Source organism: Bradyrhizobium ottawaense, from assembly GCF_900099825.1.
Lineage (GTDB): Bacteria > Pseudomonadota > Alphaproteobacteria > Rhizobiales > Xanthobacteraceae > Bradyrhizobium > Bradyrhizobium ottawaense_A.
Map to the genome: position 1 here is coordinate 50,763 of NZ_LT629693.1, position 21,741 is coordinate 72,503.

The 21,741-nt window shown below is 63.6% G+C and carries 27 protein-coding genes; 11 read left to right on the forward strand and 16 right to left on the reverse strand.

Annotation, left to right across the window (positions count from 1 at the left end; translation table 11 throughout):
• Positions 1-105 precede the first annotated feature (105 nt).
• The 4 genes from BLR13_RS00260 (at position 106) to BLR13_RS00275 (ending at position 3,587) form a co-directional block, all read left to right on the forward strand.
• Positions 106-363, forward strand: coding sequence for a hypothetical protein (locus BLR13_RS00260; RefSeq protein WP_079586998.1), 258 nt, complete (start codon positions 106-108; stop codon positions 361-363).
• Between the two features lie 135 nt (positions 364-498).
• Positions 499-930 (forward strand): hypothetical protein, encoded by a 432-nt coding sequence (locus BLR13_RS00265; RefSeq protein ID WP_074832197.1) that lies wholly within the window; start codon positions 499-501, stop codon positions 928-930.
• Positions 931-1,059: 129 nt separating this feature from the next.
• Positions 1,060-1,302 (forward strand): hypothetical protein, encoded by a 243-nt coding sequence (locus BLR13_RS00270; protein WP_074828908.1) that lies wholly within the window; start codon positions 1,060-1,062, stop codon positions 1,300-1,302.
• 200 nt (positions 1,303-1,502) lie between these two features.
• A complete protein-coding gene (locus BLR13_RS00275) occupies positions 1,503-3,587 on the forward strand; it encodes a methyl-accepting chemotaxis protein (RefSeq protein ID WP_074828906.1) in 2,085 nt (694 codons plus the stop codon).
• Between the two features lie 29 nt (positions 3,588-3,616).
• Here BLR13_RS00275 and BLR13_RS00280 read toward each other — a convergent pair whose 3' ends face one another.
• The 6 genes from BLR13_RS00280 to BLR13_RS00305 form a co-directional block, all read right to left on the reverse strand.
• Positions 3,617-4,777, reverse strand: a complete 1,161-nt coding sequence (locus BLR13_RS00280) for an acyl-CoA dehydrogenase family protein (RefSeq protein WP_074828903.1) — start codon at positions 4,775-4,777, stop codon at positions 3,617-3,619.
• 12 nt (positions 4,778-4,789) lie between these two features.
• A complete protein-coding gene (locus BLR13_RS00285) occupies positions 4,790-5,467 on the reverse strand; it encodes a nitroreductase (protein ID WP_074828901.1) in 678 nt (225 codons plus the stop codon).
• 54 nt (positions 5,468-5,521) lie between these two features.
• Entirely contained in the window at positions 5,522-7,156 is a 1,635-nt protein-coding gene (locus tag BLR13_RS00290) for a GMC family oxidoreductase (RefSeq protein ID WP_074828898.1), read from the reverse strand.
• Positions 7,157-7,247: 91 nt separating this feature from the next.
• Positions 7,248-8,123 (reverse strand): MBL fold metallo-hydrolase, encoded by an 876-nt coding sequence (locus tag BLR13_RS00295; RefSeq protein ID WP_074832195.1) that lies wholly within the window; start codon positions 8,121-8,123, stop codon positions 7,248-7,250.
• A 91-nt stretch (positions 8,124-8,214) separates the two neighbouring features.
• Positions 8,215-9,837, reverse strand: coding sequence for an ABC-F family ATP-binding cassette domain-containing protein (locus tag BLR13_RS00300; RefSeq protein WP_074828895.1), 1,623 nt, complete (start codon positions 9,835-9,837; stop codon positions 8,215-8,217).
• A 155-nt stretch (positions 9,838-9,992) separates the two neighbouring features.
• Positions 9,993-10,142 (reverse strand): hypothetical protein, encoded by a 150-nt coding sequence (locus BLR13_RS00305; RefSeq protein WP_091976305.1) that lies wholly within the window; start codon positions 10,140-10,142, stop codon positions 9,993-9,995.
• A 33-nt stretch (positions 10,143-10,175) separates the two neighbouring features.
• Between BLR13_RS00305 and BLR13_RS00310 the strand changes: the two genes are divergently transcribed.
• On the forward strand, positions 10,176-10,709 hold the full coding sequence (locus BLR13_RS00310; protein WP_244525038.1) for a hypothetical protein: 534 nt from the start codon (positions 10,176-10,178) through the stop codon (positions 10,707-10,709).
• Between the two features lie 15 nt (positions 10,710-10,724).
• Here BLR13_RS00310 and BLR13_RS00315 read toward each other — a convergent pair whose 3' ends face one another.
• The 4 genes from BLR13_RS00315 to BLR13_RS00330 form a co-directional block, all read right to left on the reverse strand.
• On the reverse strand, positions 10,725-11,564 hold the full coding sequence (locus BLR13_RS00315; RefSeq protein ID WP_074828890.1) for a tetratricopeptide repeat protein: 840 nt from the start codon (positions 11,562-11,564) through the stop codon (positions 10,725-10,727).
• A 46-nt stretch (positions 11,565-11,610) separates the two neighbouring features.
• A complete protein-coding gene (locus BLR13_RS00320) occupies positions 11,611-12,297 on the reverse strand; it encodes a substrate-binding domain-containing protein (RefSeq protein WP_074828887.1) in 687 nt (228 codons plus the stop codon).
• A gap of 2 nt (positions 12,298-12,299) precedes the next feature.
• Entirely contained in the window at positions 12,300-13,004 is a 705-nt protein-coding gene (locus tag BLR13_RS00325) for a GrlR family regulatory protein (RefSeq protein WP_074828886.1), read from the reverse strand.
• A gap of 211 nt (positions 13,005-13,215) precedes the next feature.
• On the reverse strand, positions 13,216-14,253 hold the full coding sequence (locus BLR13_RS00330) for a glutamine synthetase beta-grasp domain-containing protein (protein WP_074828882.1): 1,038 nt from the start codon (positions 14,251-14,253) through the stop codon (positions 13,216-13,218).
• Positions 14,254-14,797: 544 nt separating this feature from the next.
• On the opposite strand from BLR13_RS00330, the gene BLR13_RS00335 reads away from it, so the two are divergent.
• Positions 14,798-15,004 (forward strand): DUF2735 domain-containing protein, encoded by a 207-nt coding sequence (locus BLR13_RS00335; protein WP_074828879.1) that lies wholly within the window; start codon positions 14,798-14,800, stop codon positions 15,002-15,004.
• A 109-nt stretch (positions 15,005-15,113) separates the two neighbouring features.
• Here the strand turns inward: BLR13_RS00335 and BLR13_RS00340 are convergent, their stop codons facing one another.
• Positions 15,114-15,431, reverse strand: coding sequence for an MliC family protein (locus BLR13_RS00340; RefSeq protein ID WP_074828876.1), 318 nt, complete (start codon positions 15,429-15,431; stop codon positions 15,114-15,116).
• 100 nt (positions 15,432-15,531) lie between these two features.
• Here BLR13_RS00340 and BLR13_RS00345 point away from each other — a divergent pair, with 100 nt between their 5' ends.
• On the forward strand, positions 15,532-16,278 hold the full coding sequence (locus BLR13_RS00345) for a tyrosine-protein phosphatase (RefSeq protein WP_074828874.1): 747 nt from the start codon (positions 15,532-15,534) through the stop codon (positions 16,276-16,278).
• Positions 16,279-16,318: 40 nt separating this feature from the next.
• On the opposite strand, the gene BLR13_RS00350 is transcribed toward BLR13_RS00345, so the two are convergent.
• Positions 16,319-16,522: a hypothetical protein gene (locus BLR13_RS00350; protein WP_027536657.1), complete on the reverse strand. Its 204-nt coding sequence runs from the start codon at positions 16,520-16,522 to the stop codon at positions 16,319-16,321.
• A 103-nt stretch (positions 16,523-16,625) separates the two neighbouring features.
• Positions 16,626-17,360, reverse strand: coding sequence for an SGNH/GDSL hydrolase family protein (locus BLR13_RS00355; protein ID WP_074828871.1), 735 nt, complete (start codon positions 17,358-17,360; stop codon positions 16,626-16,628).
• Between the two features lie 112 nt (positions 17,361-17,472).
• Here BLR13_RS00355 and fabG point away from each other — a divergent pair, with 112 nt between their 5' ends.
• The gene (fabG, locus tag BLR13_RS00360; protein ID WP_074828869.1) at positions 17,473-18,153 is read left to right on the forward strand and encodes a 3-oxoacyl-ACP reductase FabG; all 681 of its coding nucleotides are present in this window, start codon (positions 17,473-17,475) and stop codon (positions 18,151-18,153) included.
• Here the strand turns inward: fabG and BLR13_RS00365 are convergent.
• On the reverse strand, positions 18,150-18,863 hold the full coding sequence (locus tag BLR13_RS00365; protein WP_074828866.1) for a hypothetical protein: 714 nt from the start codon (positions 18,861-18,863) through the stop codon (positions 18,150-18,152). The two genes, fabG and BLR13_RS00365, sit on opposite strands and share 4 nt — an antisense overlap.
• 192 nt (positions 18,864-19,055) lie before the next feature.
• On the opposite strand from BLR13_RS00365, the gene BLR13_RS00370 reads away from it, so the two are divergent.
• The 3 genes from BLR13_RS00370 (at position 19,056) to BLR13_RS00380 (ending at position 20,457) form a co-directional block, all read left to right on the forward strand.
• Positions 19,056-19,736: a DUF2161 domain-containing phosphodiesterase gene (locus tag BLR13_RS00370; RefSeq protein WP_074832193.1), complete on the forward strand. Its 681-nt coding sequence runs from the start codon at positions 19,056-19,058 to the stop codon at positions 19,734-19,736.
• A gap of 31 nt (positions 19,737-19,767) precedes the next feature.
• Positions 19,768-20,067: a putative quinol monooxygenase gene (locus BLR13_RS00375; protein WP_074828864.1), complete on the forward strand. Its 300-nt coding sequence runs from the start codon at positions 19,768-19,770 to the stop codon at positions 20,065-20,067.
• Between the two features lie 87 nt (positions 20,068-20,154).
• Positions 20,155-20,457: a hypothetical protein gene (locus tag BLR13_RS00380; RefSeq protein WP_027536662.1), complete on the forward strand. Its 303-nt coding sequence runs from the start codon at positions 20,155-20,157 to the stop codon at positions 20,455-20,457.
• A gap of 58 nt (positions 20,458-20,515) precedes the next feature.
• Here the strand turns inward: BLR13_RS00380 and BLR13_RS00385 are convergent, their stop codons facing one another.
• Both BLR13_RS00385 and BLR13_RS00390 read right to left on the reverse strand, forming a co-directional pair.
• Positions 20,516-21,127, reverse strand: coding sequence for a GNAT family N-acetyltransferase (locus BLR13_RS00385; protein ID WP_074828861.1), 612 nt, complete (start codon positions 21,125-21,127; stop codon positions 20,516-20,518).
• Positions 21,128-21,273: 146 nt separating this feature from the next.
• Positions 21,274-21,672, reverse strand: a complete 399-nt coding sequence (locus tag BLR13_RS00390) for a PaaI family thioesterase (protein ID WP_074832191.1) — start codon at positions 21,670-21,672, stop codon at positions 21,274-21,276.
• Positions 21,673-21,741 lie beyond the last annotated feature (69 nt).

Sequence of the window (21,741 nt, forward strand, 5' to 3'; positions counted from 1 at the left end):
TCGTCGGATCCCCCGGAACTACATCGCTTGAGGCCTTGAACCCTACAGAAGGAGCACGCGACCAACCATCGACGATTTCGACCAACAGGCGGTCAGATGCCTCCCTTGCTCTATACCGCCCTCTTCGAAGCCCTCGGCGCCGTCGCCCTCTGGACGATGGTCACCGATATCAGGGCCGGCAGCACGACCAACCGCGGCATGACCATCGATGCCAGGGAAAATCCCGGCGGATTCTATCTCGTCATGTTCGCCAAGGGGGCCTTCGCCTGTTTTGCCGCCGCCACGCTGCTGCACACGCTGGGGTTGATCGGCGATCCCGTGGCCTGGGTCCACGAGACCTTTCCATTTCTCAAGGTTCGCTAGAACCGGTCATGCCGGGCCTTGTGCCGTGCATGACGAAGGGCAAGTCACTGGATGCACATCGCCCGCATCGACAGGTTGCTTTCGCACGGCCGGAAATCGGCCTATTGTCGCGCCTGCAACCGGCGGGACCATTCGATGCGAACCCGCGTTCGAAAGTTTGCCCACGTCCTGGAACGCCTTGGCCTTGCCATGGCCGGCGCGGCGAGCGGGTTGTTTGTGTCGGCGCTGGTGGGAACGAGCATCACGCTGTTCACGTCCCAGGCCTTCCTGCTCCTGATGATGCTCGGCGGCGCCATCGGATTCTATCTCGGGATCGACACCCCGCCTTTGCCCTTCAACGCCAGCAGCGGCAAACCTTCGAACGACGAATGGGTCCGCAAGATCGACACCCCGGAATTCCTCAGTGCGGTCGGCACCTTTCTCGCGGCGTTCTCGGCGTTTGCGTCCGTCGGCGTGATCGTGCTGCGCCACGATCCGCATATCGCCTGGACCTGGATGATCATGGCCGGATGGTGCGTCGGCGTTGCGATGCAGATCATTGCCGGCGCGATTGCGCGTCGGCGATGAGGCAAGCGGGAACCGGCGCGCGTTTGCAGATCGTTAAGCAAACATCCGTGAGCCCGATCGTGCCATCAAACAAATTCCACAATCTTTTTTAGGAAGAGTAGTTCGCTTCATTCATGAAGGAGACCTTTGATGCGGTTTGGTCATGCCCTCTTCATCGCCGCAACGGCCGGCCTTCTCACACTGGCAGCTCCGACGCTTGCCAGAAATTCCGATGCGCAAAAACCCGGTGAGCAGCCGGCTGCGTCTTCCTGTCGTGCCTACCAGATGGCGGCCGATGGGCAGTGGACGCCATTGCCCTGTCAGGAGACGGGTTCCACAGGCCAGACGCAGCACAAGCCCGCACCGAAAAGCACCGACGACGAGACGCGCTGAAACGCAGGGAACACAGTCGTAGCCGCGAAGCCGCGCCGCGCGAAGCAGCCTGATGGGTGGGCACGGCGCAAGTGCGCCTTTGCCCACCCTACGGACTGAGCAGCGCAGCAACCCCCACCCTCAATCGTAAACCCCGGATTAATTCACACCACCTATGATGGGCCTTCGCGTTCCCTCTCCATCGCAAATGGCTCACTTCCATGAAAATCGGCACGCTCCTCACCGCCGCCATCGTTTCGCTGTCCGCCGTCGGCGGCGGCCTCGCCGTCTACGTGGCGGTGACCAAATACCAGACGATGGACAAGGTTTCGGTCGCCCAGAGCCGGCTTGCGGTGGTACGGGCGGTCGGAGAAATCCCGCGCTACATGAACCCGGAACGCGGCTTTGCCACCAACCTCCTGCTCGGACCCGCGACGATCGACCCAAAACTGCGCACCGAACTGAACGACAAGTACCGCAGGGACACCGACGGCGCGCTGGCCAAGATGAACCAGATCCGTAACGCCCTGCCCGGCTCGCTCGACGACAGCGCAGCCTTGGGCAGCGGGATCGACGCGCTGAACGCCCAGTTCGCGGCGCTGCGCACCGCCATCGACAAGGCGCTCGACGGCCCGGCCGAGCCGCGCAAGGATGCCGTCAAGAAGATCGTCGCCGACAACGCCGCCTTCAACACCGCCGTGACCAAACTGCTCGACGACCAGGTCCGCAAGATCGCCCAGCTCGACGGCGACGCCTACCGGCAGGCGAGCTACGCCAACATCGCCTGGACCCTGCGCGACGTCGGCGGTTACAATTCCAGTCTGCACAAGAACCTTGTCGGCGCCAAGCGCGCGGCAACCGAAGCCGAAAAGCTGGATCTGAGCCGGTCGCAGGGCCGCAACGACCAGATCCTGATGTCGCTGCAGGACCTGCGCGGCAACCCCGCCACGCCGGCCAATATCGCAGCCGCACTGGGCAAGATGAACGACGCCTATGTCGACAGCTTCGGCAAGGAGATGAAGCTCGCCAAGGACGGCGCGGCAACCGGCAAATACGAACACGACGTCGACACCTTCTTCGTGGAATCGCAGCGCGGCCTCGGCTCGATCATCACCGTGCGCGACGCCTTCTACGACAACGCCGAACAGATTTTGGGCTCCGGCTATTCCGCCGCACGCTTCAGCTTCATCGTCGCACTGGCAGGCCTGATCGCCGTCGTTGCGGCCAGCGCCGGCATGATCGTGATGGTCCGCCGCCGCGTCTGCAAGCCGATCGTCGATCTCACCGCCACCATGTCGCGGCTCGCCAGCGGCGACATGACCGATGAAGTTTCCGGCGCCGGGCGTGGCGACGAGATCGGCGCGATGGCAGCTGCCGTACGCGTCTTCAAGGACAACATGATCGAAGCCGAACGTCTCGCCGCCGAGAAGGCCGTCGAGAGCGACGGCAAGATGCGGCGCGCGCAGGTGCTGGACGAACTGACCCGCGCGTTCGAAGCCAAGGTCACCGAACTGGTCGGCGGACTGTCGTCGGCCTCATCCGTCATGGAAGACACCGCGCAGTCGATGTCGTCGACCGCGACCGCCACCAACCGCCAGGCCGCCGTCGTCGCCGCGGCCTCGACCCAGACCTCGACCAACGTCCAGACGGTGGCGAGCGCCACCGAGGAACTCACCTCCTCGATCTCGGAGATCGGCCGCCAGGTCGCGCAGTCCACCGAGATCGCGGCGCGTGCGGTCGAAAACGCCCGCCGCACCGGCGATACCGCGCGTTCGCTGGCCGAAGGCGCCCAGAAGATCGGCGACGTCGTGACGCTAATCCAGAGCATCGCGGCGCAGACCAACCTGCTGGCGCTGAACGCGACCATCGAGGCCGCCCGCGCCGGCGATGCGGGCCGCGGCTTTGCGGTGGTGGCTTCCGAGGTCAAATCGCTGGCCGGCCAGACCGCGAAGGCGACCACCGAGATCTCCGAGCAGATCGCGGCGATCCAGGCCGCGAGCGATGAAACCGTGACCGCGATTCAAAACGTCGCCAACGTCATCGGCGAGATCGATCAGATCGGCACCGCGATTGCGGCTGCGATCGAGCAACAGGGCTCGGCGACCAAGGAAATCTCGCGCAGCGTTCAGGAAGCCGCGCGCGGCACCAGCGAAGTCAATTCCAACATCACCGGCGTGCAGAAGGCGGCCGACGACACCGGCTCCGCTGCCCAGCAGGTGCTGGGCGCGGCCGAGCAGCTGTCGTCGCAGTCCAAGGATCTCGCCGGACAAGTCAACCGGTTCCTGTCGGAAGTCCGCGCCGCCTGAGGCCGAGCGGACCCGAAGCGCGGGCCGCGCTATCCGCGCAGGCCGAGCACGCGGCGCGCAATCGACTGGCGATGGACCTCGCTCGGTCCCTCGTACATCCGCATCACCCGCGCCTTCTGCCATAGCGCGCTGAGCGGCAATTCCAGCGTCATGCCGAGCGCGCCGAGCGTCTGCATGGCGTGATCGCAGGCTTCATAGGCCATCTCGGTCGCGAACACCTTGATCATCGAGGCCTCCTGCTTGACCTCCTCGCCGCGGTCGGTCTTGTCGGCGGCGTCCTGCACCATCAATCGACACGCATGAATGCGGGTGGAGATATCCGCAACCCACCACTGGATCGCCTGGCGCTCGGCGAGCTTGACGCCAAAGGTCTCGCGCTGTTTCGCGTGTTCGCACAGCATGTCGCAGGCGCGCCGCGCGATGCCGATGCAGGTCGATCCCATTTCGAGCCGCCGCGTGCGCAGCCGCAACTGCATCGGCGCATAGCCCTTGCCGATTTCGCCGAGCACGGAACCCTCGGGGAGACGGCAGTCCTCGAACACGACCTCGTAGGTCGTGTGACCGCCGATCATGGGGATTTCGCGCTCGATGATGAAGCCGGGTGTGCCCTTCCCGACGATGAAGGAGGTGATGCCGCCCTGCCGCGCGTCGTTGCCGACGCGGGCCATGACGATGATGAAATCCGCGGCGCGGGCGTTGCTGATCCAGATCTTGCGGCCGTTCAGCACCCATTGATCGCCGTCGCGTATCGCCCGCGTCTTCATCGCGGCGGGATCGCCGCCGGCGCCCGGTTCCGAAATCGCGATCGCCGACACCATCCGCCCCTCGATATAGGGCTGCATGTAGCGCTGCTTCTGCGCCTCGGTACCGACCGCCTGCAGCATCCGCAGGTTCGGCGAGTCCGGCGGCAGAATGAACGGCACGCAGGTTCGGCCCAATTCCTCGTGAACCGCGGCCATGGTGCGGGCCGGCAGGTCGTGGCCGCCGAGGTCCTCGGGCGCATCGAGACCCCACAGTCCGAGATCCTTCGAGACCGTGCGCAGCCGCTGGCGCTGCTCGTCCGTCAGTCCCTCGTGACCGCCGCCGGGCAATTTGGACTTCAGGTAATGCGGTTCGAGCGGAATGAGTTCACGGTCCACGAATCGCGCGACCGTGTCGCGGATCATGGCGGTCTCTTCATGGGTGGTCATGCGATTGGCCTCTCAGTCCGCAAACCCGACATAGCGCACGAAATCGCCGTTCGGCTCGCGGTCGGAGCGGACGGCGTTGGCGGGAAAGCTGTCGTCGGGATAGCCCATCGCGACACAGGTCATGATGACCTCCTCCTCGGGGATGCCGGCGACCTCGCGCACGATATCCGAGCGGGTGATGCCCTGCCCGTTGATGACGCTGCCAAGTCCGCGATCCCAGGCCGCCAGCACCAGGCCATAGCAGAGCGCGCCGAGATCGAAGTGGCACACCGCGCCGGGATCCAGAATGCGGTCGTAGGTCAGCACCAGCGAGACCGGCGCGTCGAACTGCCGGAAACCGCGCAGCACCCAGTCCTGCCGCATCGGCTTGTCGTCGCGCGCGATCCCCATGACCGCGAAAAGTTTCTTGGCAACGTCAACCTGCCGGCCGCGATGAACCCCCTGATACTCGCCGTGGCTGACGATGTCGCGCTTCGGCCTGGCGCCGGCCATCATCTCTTCCATGTTGCGGCGGCGGACCTCCTCAAGCGGATCGCCGGTCAGGACGTGGATGTGCCAGGGCTGGGTGTTCATCGACGATGGTGCGCGCTTGGCGACCTCGATGATCTCCTCGATGACCGCGCGCGCCACCGGCTGCTTCCTGAAGCCGCGCACGCTCTTGCGCGTCTGTGCCAGCGTTTCGAAATCCATCCGTTGCATCTGCGAACCTTCCTGCAATCCCAAGTCTCTCTCCCATCGCTGTCGTTACGCGGCGGCCTTGCGGGCCGCGGCCTGCGCCAGCACCATCTCGGCGCATTTTTCGCCGATCATGATGGCCGGTGCGTTGGTGTTGCCGCTGGTCAATGTCGGCATGATCGACGCATCCGCCACGCGCAAACCTTCGATTCCGTGCACCCGCAATTCGCTGTTGACCACGGCCATCGGGTCGGAGCCCATCTTGCAGGTGCCGACGGGATGATAGGTGGTCTCGGCGTTGTTGCGAACCCAGTCAAGCAATTCGTCATCGCTCTGGAGCGCGACGCCGGGCGCAATCTCCTCGCCGGTCACCTCCTTGAGCGGCGACGTCGCCATCAGCTCGCGGCCCTTGCGGATCACGGCGACGATGCCAGCGCGGTCGTGCTCGGTAGAAAGGAAGTTGAAGCGTATCGCCGGCGGCTCGGCGGGGTCCGCCGATTTGATGTGGATGGAGCCAGTGCTCTCCGAGCGCAGCACGTTGGCGTTCATGGTGATGCCCTGCCGCTTGGCGACGCGCCGCTGGCGGCCGACCATCTCATACAGGAACGGCAGGATCGAAATCGTCGCATCGGGGGTCTCGAGTCCCTCCCGGGTGCGGAAATACATCCGGATCGGCACAGCCGTCGAGGCCAGGAATCCGGTACCGAACAGCGCATATTTCAGCACCTCGCGCGCCAGTCGCCAGCCGCGCGCATTGTCGTTGAAGGTGAGGTTGCGTCCCTTGATGGCAAACTTGATGCGCGGCGAATAATGATCGCGCAAATTCTCGCCGACACCCGGCAGCTCATGCACCGGCGTAATCCCGCGCGCGCGCAGCAGTTCGCCCTGGCCGATGCCGGAGAGCTCCAGCAATTTCGGCGAGTTGATCGCGCCGCCGCAGACGATCACCTCGCGCGCCGCCCGCGCCTGCCGCGAAACGCCGTTCACGGAATAGCGCACGCCGACGCAGCGCTTGCCGTCGAGGATCAGCGCCTCCGCCATCGCGCCCTGTTCGATGATCAGGTTCGGCCGTCCGCGCACGGCATCGAGATAGCAGACCGCCGTGCTCTGGCGCTTGCCGCCCGCAATCGTGACCTGCGACATGCCGATCCCTTCCTGGGTCTCGCCATTCAGGTCCGGATTGAACGGCAGAGCAATGCGGCCGGCGGCCTCGATGATCTTCTCCAGCAGCGGCACCTTGTTGCGCGGCGTGTCGGTCACCCGCAGCAGCCCGTTGCGGCCGCGAAACTTGTCCGAGCCGCCCTCGTAACGTTCCATCCTCCGGAAGATCGGCAACACGTCCTGATAGCTCCAGCCGCGGTTGCCGAGCTGGGCCCAGTGGTCGTAATCCTGCGCCTGGCCGCGCATATAGACCATGCCGTTGATCGAGCTCGATCCGCCCATCATCTTGCCGCGCGGCACGTCGATGCGGCGTCCGCCCGAACCTTCGTCGGGCTCGGACTTGTAGCACCAGTTCACGGCGGGATCGTCGATCATCTTGGAGGTGCCGACCGGCACCCGCGCCCAGAAATGGTCCGATCCCTTGATGCCCGCTTCCAGCAGCAGTACGCGATAGGCGCCGCTCTCGCTCAGCCGGCTTGCGACCACCGCGCCGGCCGAACCCGCGCCGACCACGATGTAGTCATAGGCGGCGTTGTCAGTCATGGCACGGTCATCCTCTTGTTGATGGCGGGATTTCGATCGCAGCAGGAAACCAGCGCGCGGACGCGATGGCAAGGGGTGCTCGCCTCACCTGCTAGTCGCGCTTGAAGCGGTAGTCGAAACGATCGCCGTCCGCGGTGATCAGTCCGACCGTCGGCGCCGGAAAGTGAATCGGCAGGATCAGCGTGTCGGTGCCGGCAACGGAGGCAAAGAATTTTCGGCGTGAAACCGCCGATTGCCTGGGATCCCAGTCGGGCTTCGCCGACCAGTCCGGCTCGCGGCACTGGATCGCGTGATGCATGAGGTCACCGGCCACCACCGCGCGCTTGCCCTTCGAGAAGATGTTGATGCAGCAATGGCAGGGCGAATGCCCCGGCGTCGGCGTCAGCGTGACGGTATCGTCGAGCGCGTAGTCGTCGTCGACCAGAACCGCCTGCCCCGCTTCCATGATCGGCAGGCAGTTATCGCGGAAGACGGTGCCGGGCGGGTTGCTGCCTTTGGCATGCTCCGCCTCCCACACGGCATATTCCCGCTTGTGGAATATGTATTTCGCGTTGGGAAATGTCGGCACCCAGCGGCCGTTGCGCAGCGTCGTGTTCCAGCCGGTGTGGTCGATGTGGAGATGGGTGCAGAAGACGTAGTCGATCTGCTCGAAGCTCACGCCGAGCGCGAACAATTCGTTGCGCCAGCGCTCCTTGCCGGGAAAATCGAACGGCGCCGGGTGCCCCTTGTCCTCGCCGGTGCAGGTATCGACCAGAATGGTGTAACGCGGGGTGCGGACCACGAAGGTCTGGTAAGTGATGAACATCTTGCCGGTGGCGATGTCGAACATCTCCGGCTCCATGCCGGCGAGATGATGCTTGAAAACCGCATCGTCATAGGCCGGGAAGAAATCCTGCGGCCGCCGCCACGGCCCCTCGCGCTCGATCACCGCATCGATGGTGATGTCGCCGATCCTGAGTTGCTTCATGGCCGCTTCGCTCCCGCATTTTTGCGGCAGCGTATCGGGCGGCATCCGCAGGTTCAAGCCGAGGGCAGCAATGCAAAATCGGCGATCGAGATCAGCTTCGCAACCCCGGCGCTTCCTGGCCGGTGCGCGCGACATATTCCGAATAGCCGCCGCCAAACTGGTGAATGCCTTCGGGCGTCAGCTCCAGCACGCGGTTGGAGAGCGCGGCGAGAAAATGCCGGTCATGCGACACGAACAGCATGGTGCCCTCGAATTCGGACAGCGCGTTGATCAGCATTTCCTTGGTCGCCAGATCCAGATGGTTGGTCGGCTCGTCCAGCACCAGGAAATTCGGCGGGTCGAACAGCATGTGCGCCATCACCAGCCGAGCCTTCTCGCCGCCCGACAGCACCCGGCATTTCTTCTCGACGTCGTCGCCGGAAAAACCGAAGCAGCCGGCCAGCGCGCGCAACGAGCCCTGGCCTGCTTGCGGAAACGAATCCTCCAGCCACTGGAACACGGTGCGTTCGCCGTCGAGCAGGTCCATCGCGTGCTGGGCGAAGTATCCCATCTTGACGCTGCCGCCGATCGCGACCGTGCCGTCGTCGGGTTCGGTCGAGCCCGCCACCAGCTTCAACAGCGTCGACTTGCCCGCACCGTTGATGCCCATCACGCACCACCGCTCCCTGCGGCGGATCATGAAGTCGAGGCCTTCATAGATGCTGCGGCTGCCATAACCCTTGTGGACGTTCTTGAGGCTGACGACATCCTCGCCCGAGCGCGGCGCCGGCAAAAACTCGAACGCCACCGTCTGGCGGCGCTTCGGCGGCTCGACCCGCTCGATCTTGTCGAGCTTCTTGACCCGGCTCTGCACCTGCGCCGCATGCGATGCGCGCGCCTTGAAGCGCTCGATGAACTTGATCTCCTTGGAGAGCATCGCCTGCTGGCGCTCGAACTGCGCCTGCTGCTGCTTCTCGTTCAGCGCGCGCTGCTGCTCGTAGAATTCATAGTTGCCGGAAAACGTCGTCAGCGTGCCGCCGTCGATCTCGACGACCTTGTTGATGATGCGGTTGATGAACTCGCGGTCGTGCGAGGTCATCAGCAACGCGCCTTCATACCCTTTCAGGAACTGCTCGAGCCAGATCAGGCTTTCCAGATCGAGATGGTTGCTCGGTTCGTCCAGCAGCATCACATCGGGACGCATCAGCAGAATGCGCGCCAGCGCGACGCGCATCTTCCAGCCGCCCGAGAGCGCGCCGACATCGCCCTCCATCATCTCCTGGCTGAAGCCGAGGCCCGACAGCGCCTCGCGCGCCCGGCCATCGAGGGCATAGCCGTCGAGCTCCTCAAAACGGCCCTGCACCTCGCCGTAGCGCGCGATGATCTCGTCCATGTCGTCGGCGCGATCCGGATCGGCCATCGCGGTCTCGAGCTCTTTCAGCTCGGCCGCCACGATGCTGACCGGGCCGGCGCCGTCCATGACCTCGGCCACGGCGCTGCGGCCCGACATCTCGCCGACGTCCTGGCTGAAATAGCCGATCGTAATCCCGCGATCGAGCGAGACCTGGCCCTCGTCCGGAGGTTCCTGGCCGGAAATCATCCGGAAAAGCGTGGTCTTGCCGGCCCCGTTCGGACCGACGAGGCCGATCTTCTCGCCCTTCTGGAGCGCGGCGGAGGCTTCGATGAAGAGAATCTGGTGGCCGACTTGCTTGCTGACGTTATCGAGACGGATCATGGGGTCCTGAAAAGAGGAATTCGTTGCGGCCGCTTTATTCCATGTGGCGCCCGGGTGGAAGCCTGTTCCGGCCCCATTCCGCGTTTAAGCCGCGTATTGGTTCGAACCTCTTCCCAGGCATTGCAAGGGACGCTCGCGGGGCCTCTGGCGCAGCCTCAATGCCGCTTGAAATATTGCACGGCGCGCTCGTGCTTTTCAGCGGCCGCGCGCGACTTGAAGGTGCCGAGATTGCGGCGCTTGCCAGTCTTCGGGTTCACTTTTCGGGAATAGAGCCGATATTCGCCCGACTGCAGCTTTCGGATCATGGGCAGGCCTCTTCGATATCCCCATGTCCTCCAATGATGGCAACGGCCCATTGTTCCAGCGCGAGGCGGCGCAACGCGAACCTCGCGGCGCGTCGGGCCGACCAACCACGCATGACAGTCCAAGACACCAGCGCCGAGATCGCGGCGATCGTTGCCGAGGCCGCCTTGCTGCCGCCGCAAGACGCGGCATATGCCGTGTGGCGACGAAGGCACCGGCTGGATACGCTTGAGGGGCGACCGACGGCGGAACAGGTGCGGGCTTTTCGCGCCATGTCCCCGCCGGAACAGGCGGCTAAAATGCGCCACGATCGTGACTTCGCTCACGAGGGCCCGACCTTTAACCATCTGAAATCAGCCCAGCCGCGCGCCAGCGACGCTGAAATCAAACAGGCCATCATCGCGGCCGTGCGCTTCGAGGACGCCTGCTTCAAATATTTCGTCGACGACAGCACGGATTACTGGGAACGCTGCGTGCGCGCCGTCGCGCGGGCGGCAAAGCAAAGCCCCTTCTATCTCGCAGGCACCTATCAGCAGGCACGCAACGACGTTGCCTATTACATGAAATAGCGCGCCGTCTCGCCGTCAGAAGCACAAATTCGTCACCACGTTGCCGCGCTTGTCCTTGATCGCGTAGGGACAGCGCGCCCGCTCCAGCGCCTTCTTGGCGTCTTCGTCGCCGAGTGCCGCGGCGCGCTGGTAGTAGGCTTTGGCGGCGTCGGAATCTTTCGGTCCGCCGCGGCCCTCTTGCGCAAACGCTCCCATTCGCTCCAGCGCGCCGGGATGATTTTGTGCCGCGGCCTTCTCAAACAGCGCGCGGGCCGCAACGTCGTCCTTGGCGCCGCCATTACCCTCCGCCAGCATCATCCCGAGCTGGTACTGCGCTTCGGCATTGGTCTCTGCCGCCTTCGACAGCAATTCGCGCGCCCGCGCCGGGTTGGCCGCTGTGCCAGCGCCGCCCCCCAGCGCTGCCAGGTTGCTGACGCCGCGCGGATTACCGGCCTCGGCGGCACGCTCGAACAGTTTTCGCGCCCGTGCCTCGTCTCGCGCGACACCCGCGCCAGTCCCGTAGACCACGCCGAGTTCGACCATGGCGGAAGTGGATCCCTTGTCGGCGGCCTTGCGCCAGGCCGCGATGGCCTCCGGCGTCTGCCGGTTGGCGGCATAGGCGCGCCCGAGCTGGTACATCGCGCGTCGCGAAGCGTTCGCGGCGGTCCTGCAATATTTGATGGCGGTGGCGATGTCGGACGCCGCAATATCAGGCACGCCCTTCACGTCGGCCGGCTTGTCGGGGTCGGCAGGATCGGCGGCGACGCGGTCGCACAGCACGAGATCGGCCGATTGCGCGTGCGCCAAAGCAGGTGCCAAAGCCGGTGCCATGGCGACGGCCGCAGTGATCGCAAGGCTGACAAACCATCTCCTCATGCAACACAGGTTGCGTCGGAGGCAGAACAATTTCAAGGCTGCAAACTCACGGATCGAGCCCGCTCTCACGCAGCGCCGGTGCGACCTCCGGCGACGCCAGATAGCGCAACAGCCGGTCCGATTGGGCAGCCCTGGGCGATGCCGCCATGCGCCCGGCGGAAAACACCGCCGGCGTCTGCAACTGGTGCGGAAGGGGTCCGATCACCTCGATGCCGGCAACCTGCTTCAATTCGCTGATCTGCTGAACGGCGAGATCGGCCTCGCCGGCGACGAGCCGCTCGGCGGTAAAGCCCTGCGGGATGATGACCGCGTGCGCGTTGACATCGGACGCAATTCCCATGCGCTCGATCAGTTTTGCAAACAGGATACCGCTGGCGCCGAGCCGCGAATACGCGACCGCGCGCGCACCAAGCAGTGCCGCGCGGAGCGCAGGCTCGGTCGAGATATCCGGATGAGCCTCGCCCGCCCGCACCGCAAGGCCGACATAGGACCGCGCCAGGTCGACGCAGCTCTCTGCCACCACGCGTCGCTCGCGCACGACCTCATCGAGCCCCTCGCGGGTCAGGATGACGACATCGGCGGTCTCGCCGGCGCGCAGGCGATCCAGCAGCGCCAATGTCGGCGCGAAATCGGCGTCGATGCGCGCGCCGCCGCCCGCCACATATTGTCCGGCCAGACTGGAAACCGCGCCCTTCAAGGCCAGCGTCGAGAGCACGCGCACGGGTTCGTCCATCGCTACAGCCGCCGCATCAGTTTCAGCACCGCGCTCAGTCGCAGACTGCGCTTGCCGGCGAGCGCGGTGGCTTCGAGCAGCGCCCCCTCTCCGTCGCAGGTGCCGGAAAAGCCGATACCGACCTCGTGGCCGCCGAATACCGGGTTCTCGCCCTTGGCCGGCGTGTGCTCCTGATTGAGGATCTGGCCCTTCCAGCGGCCATTCTCCGAGGTGTAGCTGCCGATGTAGTAGAACGAGGCGTCGCCGCCGAGGATGCGGCCCTCATTGAGCAGCATCACGCCGGTCAGGCCGCCCTCGATGCCGTCGAGCATGCGCAGATGAATGGAATAGAGGCCGTCGATGATCCCCTCTTCGCCGACACCGCCGGCGATCGGGCTTGCCGCGTCCTCGATCGGCGTCATGACCGACTGAAACTTGACGCCCGGCAGTTCCCTCAGCCCGCCTTCGAAGCGGTAGAGCGCGCCGTCGGCCTGGCCTCGCGCCAGCAAGGTCGCATCGTCGGTTCCCGCCATCGCAGGGTAACTCGGGTCCGGGTTGTGGCGGAAGGTCCTGATCTCGATGGAGATACCGTCGTCGCTCTTCTCATAGCTGCCGATATGGGCAAACGCGGAATTGCCGCCCAGCATCCTGCCGTCGCGGACATACATCACGCTGCGGCCGACCGCCTCGCCGAGCTGAAACCTGACCTTGTAAAAGCCTTCAAACAAAAGCCGCGTCCCCGGCAAGCGCACGGCCCGTTATCTAGCGCGGTTCATAACGCAGGGATACGGCTTTGAGCCGGTGCATTTAAATCAATGTCAGGGAATGCGACGTCGTCAAAACGAGATGTCATCAAAACGCAATGATCCGCCAAAGCGGCGTCGCCTTGGCGGATCGGAGTGGCAACCCGGGCGCCCCCACCCGGGTATGCTGTGTCGCTTAGGCCGCGGCCGACTTGGCGGCGGTCGGAACTTCAGCGACGGTCTTGAGGATCTGCGAAGCGATCGCGTAGGGGTCGCCCTGCGAGTTCGGGCGGCGGTCTTCGAGATAGCCCTTGTAGTCGTTCTTCATGAACGAGTGCGGCACGCGGATCGAAGCGCCGCGGTCGGCCACGCCATAGCTGAACTTGTTCCAGGGAGCGGTCTCGTGCTTGCCGGTCAGGCGCTTGTCGTTGTCCGGCCCGTAGACGGCAATGTGGTCCATGAGGTTCTTCTCAAAGGCCGCCATCAGCGCCTCGAAGTAGGCCTTGCCGCCGGTCTCGCGCAGATAGGTGGTCGAGAAGTTGGCGTGCATGCCCGAGCCGTTCCAGTCGGTGTCGCCGAGCGGCTTGCAGTGATACTCGATGTCGATGCCGTAGGTTTCGGTCAGCCGCTGCAACAGGTAGCGAGCCATCCACATTTCGTCGGCGGCCTTTTTGGAGCCCTTGCCGAAGATCTGGAATTCCCACTGGCCCTTCGCCACTTCGGCGTTGATGCCTTCGTGGTTGATGCCGGCGGCGAGGCAGAGGTCGAGATGCTTCTCGACGATCTCACGCGCGACCGAACCGACATTGCTGTAGCCGACGCCGGTGTAATACGGGCCCTGCGGCGCCGGATAACCCGCTGTCGGGAAGCCGAGCGGACGGCCGTCCTTGTACATGAAGTATTCCTGCTCGAAGCCGAACCACGCGCCGGGATCGTCCAGAACCGTTGCGCGCCTGTTGGTCGCGTGCGGCGTGACACCATCGGGCATCATAACTTCGCACATCACCAGCGCGCCGTTGGTGCGCGCGCCGTCCGGATAAACCGCGACCGGCTTGAGCACGCAGTCCGAGCTCCGGCCTTCGGCCTGGTTGGTCGACGAGCCGTCAAAACCCCACAGCGGAAGCTGCTCCAGCGTCGGGAACGACGCGAATTCCTTGATCTGTGTCTTGCCGCGCAGATTCGGTGTCGGCGTATACCCGTCGAGCCAGATGTACTCGAGCTTGTATTTGGTCATTGAGCCTCTCATGAGTTTAATGCTGTTAAATGCAGGCAACTGAAGCCTTGGAGCTACCTACAGACGTACCCGGCCACGTCAGGCCGTTTCTCACCAAGCAATTAAAGTGCCAATCGCTGCAGCGCAGCACCCGTCATCCCCAGGAATGTCCAGCTCGTTTAGCGTATTTTTTGATGCGACATAGGAGCGCGGCTGACATGCGCCCCGAGCGGCCAAATCGCGCCTGCGGAGCCGGATAGAGCCCGATTCTCCAGCAGTTTCCAAACCAGCCGGGCTTGCCGATTAAAGCCGCGGCAGGTCCCCCGAACATTCGCCAAGAAGTTCGGCGGGCGCCGGCAACCTTCGCGTCGGCTCAAGCGTTAGCCATCTGCCCATTGCCTCACACGAAGCAAAACCAGAAATGCCTATGAAATACACATTCCCTGACTTTTTTCGGTCAACTTGCATTCCCTGAGGGCAAGAACGATATCCGGATTTCGGTAACCACAAGAGAACGAGTCGGGCGCACCATCATGGTTCGTTCGATCCTGAAGGAGAGACTGAGATGCTGACTACAAGCGTGAATGAGGGGTCTGCCAAGATCTACCAATTCCCTGCCGGGGGCCGCGCGGCTCTCGGGGGACGTCGCTATGGCGAGACCAAGACTGCCGTTTCCGAGTTTGCCGCCCCGACGGCCAACCTCGCTGACTGCAGCGGCAGCTGGTACCACGCAGCCGCCATCCAGGAAACCCAGCCTGGGCGAGACCACTGATGCTTGCCAAATGTCTTGTAAGGACGGCCCCAAGAGTTCAGGCGCCGTCGGTGAAGTAGAAAAGGGTCGGAACGAAATCGTTTCGGCCCTTTTTCGTATCAGAACGTCGTTATGTCAGCTCGCACGCCGTGACCGGCCGTTTGGCGTGCTTGAGCGTGGTTGCACGGGCCTTGGTTATCTTGAGGGTGACGCCGCTTCCCGTATAGCGCGATCCCGACAGGGCCAGCCGCTTGGCCAGCGTCACGGACTTGCCGTCAAGCTGCAGATGGGCGCGCGAATCGTACTGGAAAAATCCGACGATGAATTGCGTCCCGTCGGCGCAGCGATAGTTCTGAAAGCTCGTCTGTGCAAAAGCCGGTGACGGCGCGGCCGCGACCCAAACGGCGAACAAGGCCGCACCGAAAATCGTGATCTTCCGACAATTCATATTTCGCCCCCTGAGAACTGCAGTATAGACGAGACGAGGCAGAGCGACACGCCCCTGCCAGTCATTTTCCTGTCGCACCGGATTGCGAAAAATCATCCCGATGTCAGAAGCCCCTGCCCGCCATCTCAACCTTGCCGGCGCCAGTAATTTCCGCGACCTCGGCGGCTATCCGGCGCGCAACGGCAGCATCGTGCGCTGGCGGCAGATCTTCCGCTCCAACCATCTCGGCCATCTCACCGATGACGACATCGCCGTGGTCCGGGAGCTCGGCGTCAGAAGCGCATTCGATTTTCGCGGCGCCGAGGAGCGTCAGGCCGCGCTGTGCCTCATGAAGGACGTCACGGTGCATTCGCTGCCAGTCGAGCCCACGGTGGTCGCGGCGCTGCGCGCCATCTCGGCCAGCGGCACGCAACTGTCGACCGACCATGCCGTCGAGGTGATGCGCGATTCCTACCGCAGCTACGTGCAGCAGAACACGCCGCGGTTCCGGGCGCTGTTTGCGCATTTGCTGGAAGATCGCGCTCCGCTGGTGATCCACTGTACCGCCGGCAAGGACCGCACCGGCTTTGCCTGCGCGCTGATCCTGCATACGCTCGGCGTGTCCGACGACGTGATTGCGGAAGACTATCTCTTGACCAACCGCTACTACCGCCGCGACCCGAATAACGGCAGTGAGCTCCCCGACGACGTCAAGAATGTGCTGGGGACGGTGCAGGCGTCGTTTCTGGGCGCCGCGTTCGAGGCCATCGACGCCGATTATGGCGATCTCGAAACCTATCTTCGTGACGGTCTCGGTCTAGGCCACGCCGAGCGCACCAGCCTCGAATCGCGCTACCTGCAGAACTGAACCGGCAGGCCTGAATTTTCCAAGCCTGAGCTTCGGCCAGTCAGGCCGCCGCTTCCATTTCCAGTTCGGCATCGAGATCGGCGATGACCTCCTCGAAGGCCAAAATCGCGGTCTGGATTGCCGCGATCTGCATCAATTCCCAGCTACCGACCGGACCGCTGCGATTTTGCAGCGCAACGATCAAATCCCGCCGCTGCTCCTTAAGCTGAACAAGCGGTAAACCGTGATCCGGAAGACTTCCCATCGCAACCCCCCTGCTGGACTGTAGTCCGCTTGTAGCGGACGGGTTCTGCAATCGACTTACAGAAGTCCGACAAATTTTATCGATCCGGCGCCGTCCCGTAGTCTTACGTAAAGCCCGCCGCGTTTACCGCCTTCTTGATCTGATTGAACAGCACCTCGGTCACGTTCCTCGTTGCCCAATCGCTCAAATGCAGCACGTCGGTATCAGCTGGATCGATTAGTTCCCGCATCGCGATAGTCTTCTGCCAATATTCCATCAGGGCGTAGCGCCGAAATACATCGACCCCGGCGGCCTCAGCCAGTTCGGATACGCGCTTCACCATCGTATCGGAGAGTTGCTTCTTCTCGGGCTTCTCGACGACGGCGGTGGTATATTGCGAGTCCATCAGGATGACATCGGCCGGGATCTTGGCCAGGCGATCCAGCCCCTCCGCAATGGCGTTCACGACTTTCTCGAACGCGAATCTGGGGTCGTCACTGTGAAAGACGGCATTGGTGCCGACCTGCCAGATCACCAGCGCCGGCTTCTCGTCGATGACGTCGGATTGCATGCGCCGCAGCTCGGTCGACGCTTCCTCGCCACCGACTCCCCGGTTGATGACGTTGATCATCCGTTTATCAAACTCGTTGATCATCTGGATGCCAAACTCGTCCCTCAGCATCAGCTCAAGCCAGGCCGGATAAGGCACGACCAGCCGTGTGCCTGCCGTCGAGGACGAACCGAAGGCCACGATTTTGGTGTTTCGCTGCTCCTTCAGGCTTTTCGCCAAATGCGGAAGCGGGTGCTTGAAGCCGACAATATCCTGCAGCGTATCGCCAGGCGCTGATGTTTCTGCCATACGCCTGCCCTGTTGTGGGAGCGATTATCGGTGAGAACGATTGGAAGCAATTTTTCCGAGCAAGGCAACCGGTTTTCATCCAAACATTGAAGCTTGCCCGAGGGGACAAATCATGGACGGAAAAGTCATTGTGATCACCGGCGCGCTCGGCGCGCTCGGCAGCGTCGTCGCGGACGAGGCGCTGGCCCGTGGCGCCAGGATTGCGAGCGTCGACCATGCGCCGACGCAAGTCCCGGCCACGCCGGACCGGCTTGAACTCGGCGGCGTCGACCTCACCGATGCGGCGCAGGCCAAAAAGGCCATCGATGCCGCAGCATCACATTTCGGCAAGCTCGACGCGCTGATCAACATCGCCGGCGGCTTCGCGTTCGAGGCGGTTGCCGACGGCGACTCCAAGACCTGGCAGCGCATGTATGCCCTGAACGTCACGACGGCGCTCAACGCCTCGCGCGCAGCGATCCCGCATCTTGCACGATCGACTGCGGCGCGGATCGTCAATGTCGGCGCGATGGGCGCGTTGCAGGCCGGCGCCGGCATGGGCGCCTACGCCGCCTCCAAGGCTGGCGTGCACCGTCTCACCGAGGCGCTGGCCGCCGAACAGAAGGGCAAGATCACGGTCAACGCGGTACTGCCGTCGACCATCGACACCGCGGCCAACCGCGCCAGCATGCCGAAAGCCGATTTCACCAAATGGGTGAGCTCGAAGGAGCTGGCCGAGGTGATCCTGTTTCTCGCCAGCGACGCCGCCAGCGCGGTCACCGGTGCGCTGATTCCGGTAAGCGGGCGGGTTTAATCCTCAACCGATACCAGCTTTCGCAACACCGCCTTGAAGCGGACGCTGCGCTTGCCGGCGAGCGCAGTGGCTTCGCCTTCCGCGCCTTCCCCGTCGTAGGTGCCGGAAAAACCGATACCGACTTCATAGCCGCCGAACAGTGGACGCTCGCCCCGGGTCAACGTGTGCTCGCGGTTGACGATCTCGCCTTTCCAGCGGCCGTTCGCTGCCGTGTAAGCGCCGATGTAATCGAAGAACGCGTCGCCGCCCCGGATGTTGCCGTCCTGCAGGAGCATCACGCCGGTGTTGCCGCCGTCGATGCCGTCGAGCATCTTGATGTGGATCGAGTAAAGCCCGTTGCCGATACCGTCGGGCCCGACCTTGCCGGGCGGCGGCGCGTCGGCGTCGTTAATCGGCGTCATGACCGCCTTCAGAACGGCACCCGGGAGCGCCGGCGCGGAACCTTCGGAGTGCAACTCGTTACCGTGAAACACGCCGTTGAACGTCATGGCGATGTTGTCGACCGGGTAGTTCGCGACATAGTTCGGATCGTGGTTGTGACGCGTCATCATCAATTCGGACGAATAGACGCCGTCTTTCTCGGTGTAGCTGCCGACGAGAGACGAACCGGAGTTGCCGCCGTAAAGCTTGCCGCCCGGCGTCGCGAACATCACGCCGCCGCCGCTGCCACGCGGCGTCTCGAACCAGAATTTATACAGCCCCTGCAGCACCGTTGCGTCGCTCCGGATCGAGAAAATGCCTCGCCGCCTGCGAATCGGCGACCCGCAGGTTCCCGTAACTGGTTTTTGTCTTGTCCCGTCGGTAGCTTAGCCGCTCCGGCGTTGCCGGATCAAACGCTTTGCCGAAATTCCGCTAGAGTCCGGACATTGAGTCGCGGTCGCTTTCCGCCGCCGGAGCCCATCTTGGAAACCGCGCTTTACCTTCCCGTCAAACGCTTCCTCGAAAAGCTCGGCTTCACCGTCAAGGGCGAGGTCGGCGGTTGCGACCTCGTGGCGCTCAGCGGGGACGATCCGCCGATCGTGGTGATCGGCGAACTGAAATTGACCTTCAACCTGGAACTGATCCTGCAGGCGGTCGACCGCGCCGCCGCCGCCGACGAAGTCTGGCTCGCGGCGAAATTGTCCGCCCGCGGCAAGGGCCGCGAGAGCGACGCGCGCTATCGCAATCTTTGCCGCCGGCTCGGCTTTGGCATGCTGGCCGTCACCAATACCGGCGACGTCGAGGTAATCGTCAAACCGCCCGACACCGCCCCTCGCCGCAACCCCAAAAAGCGCTCGCGGCTGGTCGCGGAGCATCGGCGGCGCAAGGGCGATCCGGCGATGGGAGGAAGCACCCGCGCGCCGATCATGACCGCCTATCGGCAACAGGCGCTGGCCTGCGCGTCCGCTCTATCTGATGGCCCGCGGCGCGTGAAGGATCTGCGGCCGGAAATTCCCGACGCGGGGAAAATTCTGCTGCACAATGTCTACGGCTGGTTCGATCGCGCCGAGCGCGGCGTTTACGTGCTGACCGATGCCGGGCGTGCCGCACTGAAACGCTGGCCGCAGCCACCGATGGGCCTCGGCGCCGGTTCAGCGCCCTGACGAAGGCAACAAAGAACACGGGAGGACGAAAATGATCGTGGTCACCGGCAGCGTCACCGCCCGGGCGGACAGTTTTGACGAAGTCCGCAAACTGAGCCTCGAACATGTCCGTCGATCGCGTACCGAGCCCGGCTGCATCTCGCATGCCGTGCAGATCGATTGTGAAAACCCGTTGCGGCTGGTGTTTTTCGAGCAATGGGCCGATCGCGCTGCCCAGCTGGCGCATTTCGCGGTCCCCGCTTCGCGCGATTTCGTCCGCTCGCTGCAGTCATTGGCGGCGGCCGCCACCACGATCGAACTGTACGACGCTACCAGGCTCGAGAAGTTGTAGACGCATGGCTGTATTGCCATGCTAATTTCATATTGCAATGCAACATAAGGGCACCTAGGTATCTCTGCATACAGATGCGAGGCCCCGATGAGCGAAGACTGGAACACGAAATACGGCACCCGACGCGTGCGGCGCGATCCGCCGACGCTGGAGGAGGCAATCTTCGCCGCCGTCGGCATTACCGAAGATCCGCAGCAGCAGGCCGAAATCGCCGCCTCGCTGATGGGACTGCCGTATGAAGAGGTGCTGGCTGAAGTGAAGAAGACCGGCCGCGCGATGGCGCGATCGGCGACCCGCGTTATTGCGGGCGAGCAAGGCGCGCAGCGCTCCATCGTGGTCGAGCGCAAGATTGTCCGCCGATTCGGCAACGACAAGCGTACCGGCACCTGAAAGCTGAGGCCGCTTGGGCAATTCGCGGGATCCGCGAATTGCCTCATGAAGCGCCAGGTCAGGCCGCCCGACCCCAACCGGTCATATTCACCAACATCTTCCAATAGGCGCGATTGAAGTTCACGACCGCGTCGACCGCGGTCGTGACCGCGGACGGCGCCAGCACGGTGTCATCCTGCTGCGTGAGGTCGATCGTGCCGGTGGATTCGCCGTATCTGAACGTGAGGTGGGCGCCGAACTTGCTGGCGAGCGCCCGCATCGCATCATTCTGCGCACCGGTGGTGATCCGCAGGCTCTCGTAACCCTTCGCACGTGCCTCCGCGATCAGCTTGCGGAACAGGATGCTGCCGACGCCACGCCGGCGTACCGACGTCTCGACGCTGAACGCGATCTCCGGCAGCGAATCCGGCGATTGATCCGGCGGATGCAGCTCCGCCGCACCGCGAACCACGCCGTTTTCGAAGAAGGCGATCACGATCGTGCCGTCATTGGCGCACTTTTCGGCGTAGCGCTCGATGAAACTGTCGTCCATGAAACCATGGAAGCGATCATGCCGGCTGTTGCGGTCGAGCCGCAGCAGGTGGTCGCGCAACAGCGGCAATTCTTCCTGCTGGCTCAGTTTCCGAACGCTGCTGTCGGCAAGCGCTGCGGCGATAACGGTCAGGTACATAGTCTATCTCCTCTAAGAAAGCCCTCGAGGAGGCGTCGAATCCCTAGACCACCTATATTGTGCATCGCAACATTAATTTCAAGCCCTTGGAATGCCTCATCTAAAGTCAAATTCTGTTAACTAATTGTTAGGCAGCCCCGACTGTATCAGAGCACCAGTTGGGTCTGCATCACCACTGCAACCAGCTTGCCGTCCTCGGCTTCCAGCCGCGTCTGCCAGACCTGGGTACGTCGCCCCCGATGCACCGGGGTGGCGGTGGCGGTCACGGTCGAGCCCTCCTTGGCACCGCCGATGAAATTGGTCTTGCTCTCGAGTGTGGTGGTGCCCTTGGCATCCTCCGGCAGGTTGATGATGGTCGCCGCCGCGCCGACCGAGTCCGCGAACGCCATGATCGCGCCGCCGTGAATCGTATTGTGCAGCGTGCAGAGCTCCGGCCGAACCACCATCTGCGCCACCACGCGGTCCTTGTCGGCCGCGACGAACGTCACGCCCTTCAATTCCGCGAACGGCATTTTCATCGACTGGATTTTTTCAAGCGGCGTCATTGGCCCTCCCGTTTTGTTGAACTCGTCATACGCGGGCTTGACCCGCGTATCCATCTTCCAAAGAAATGT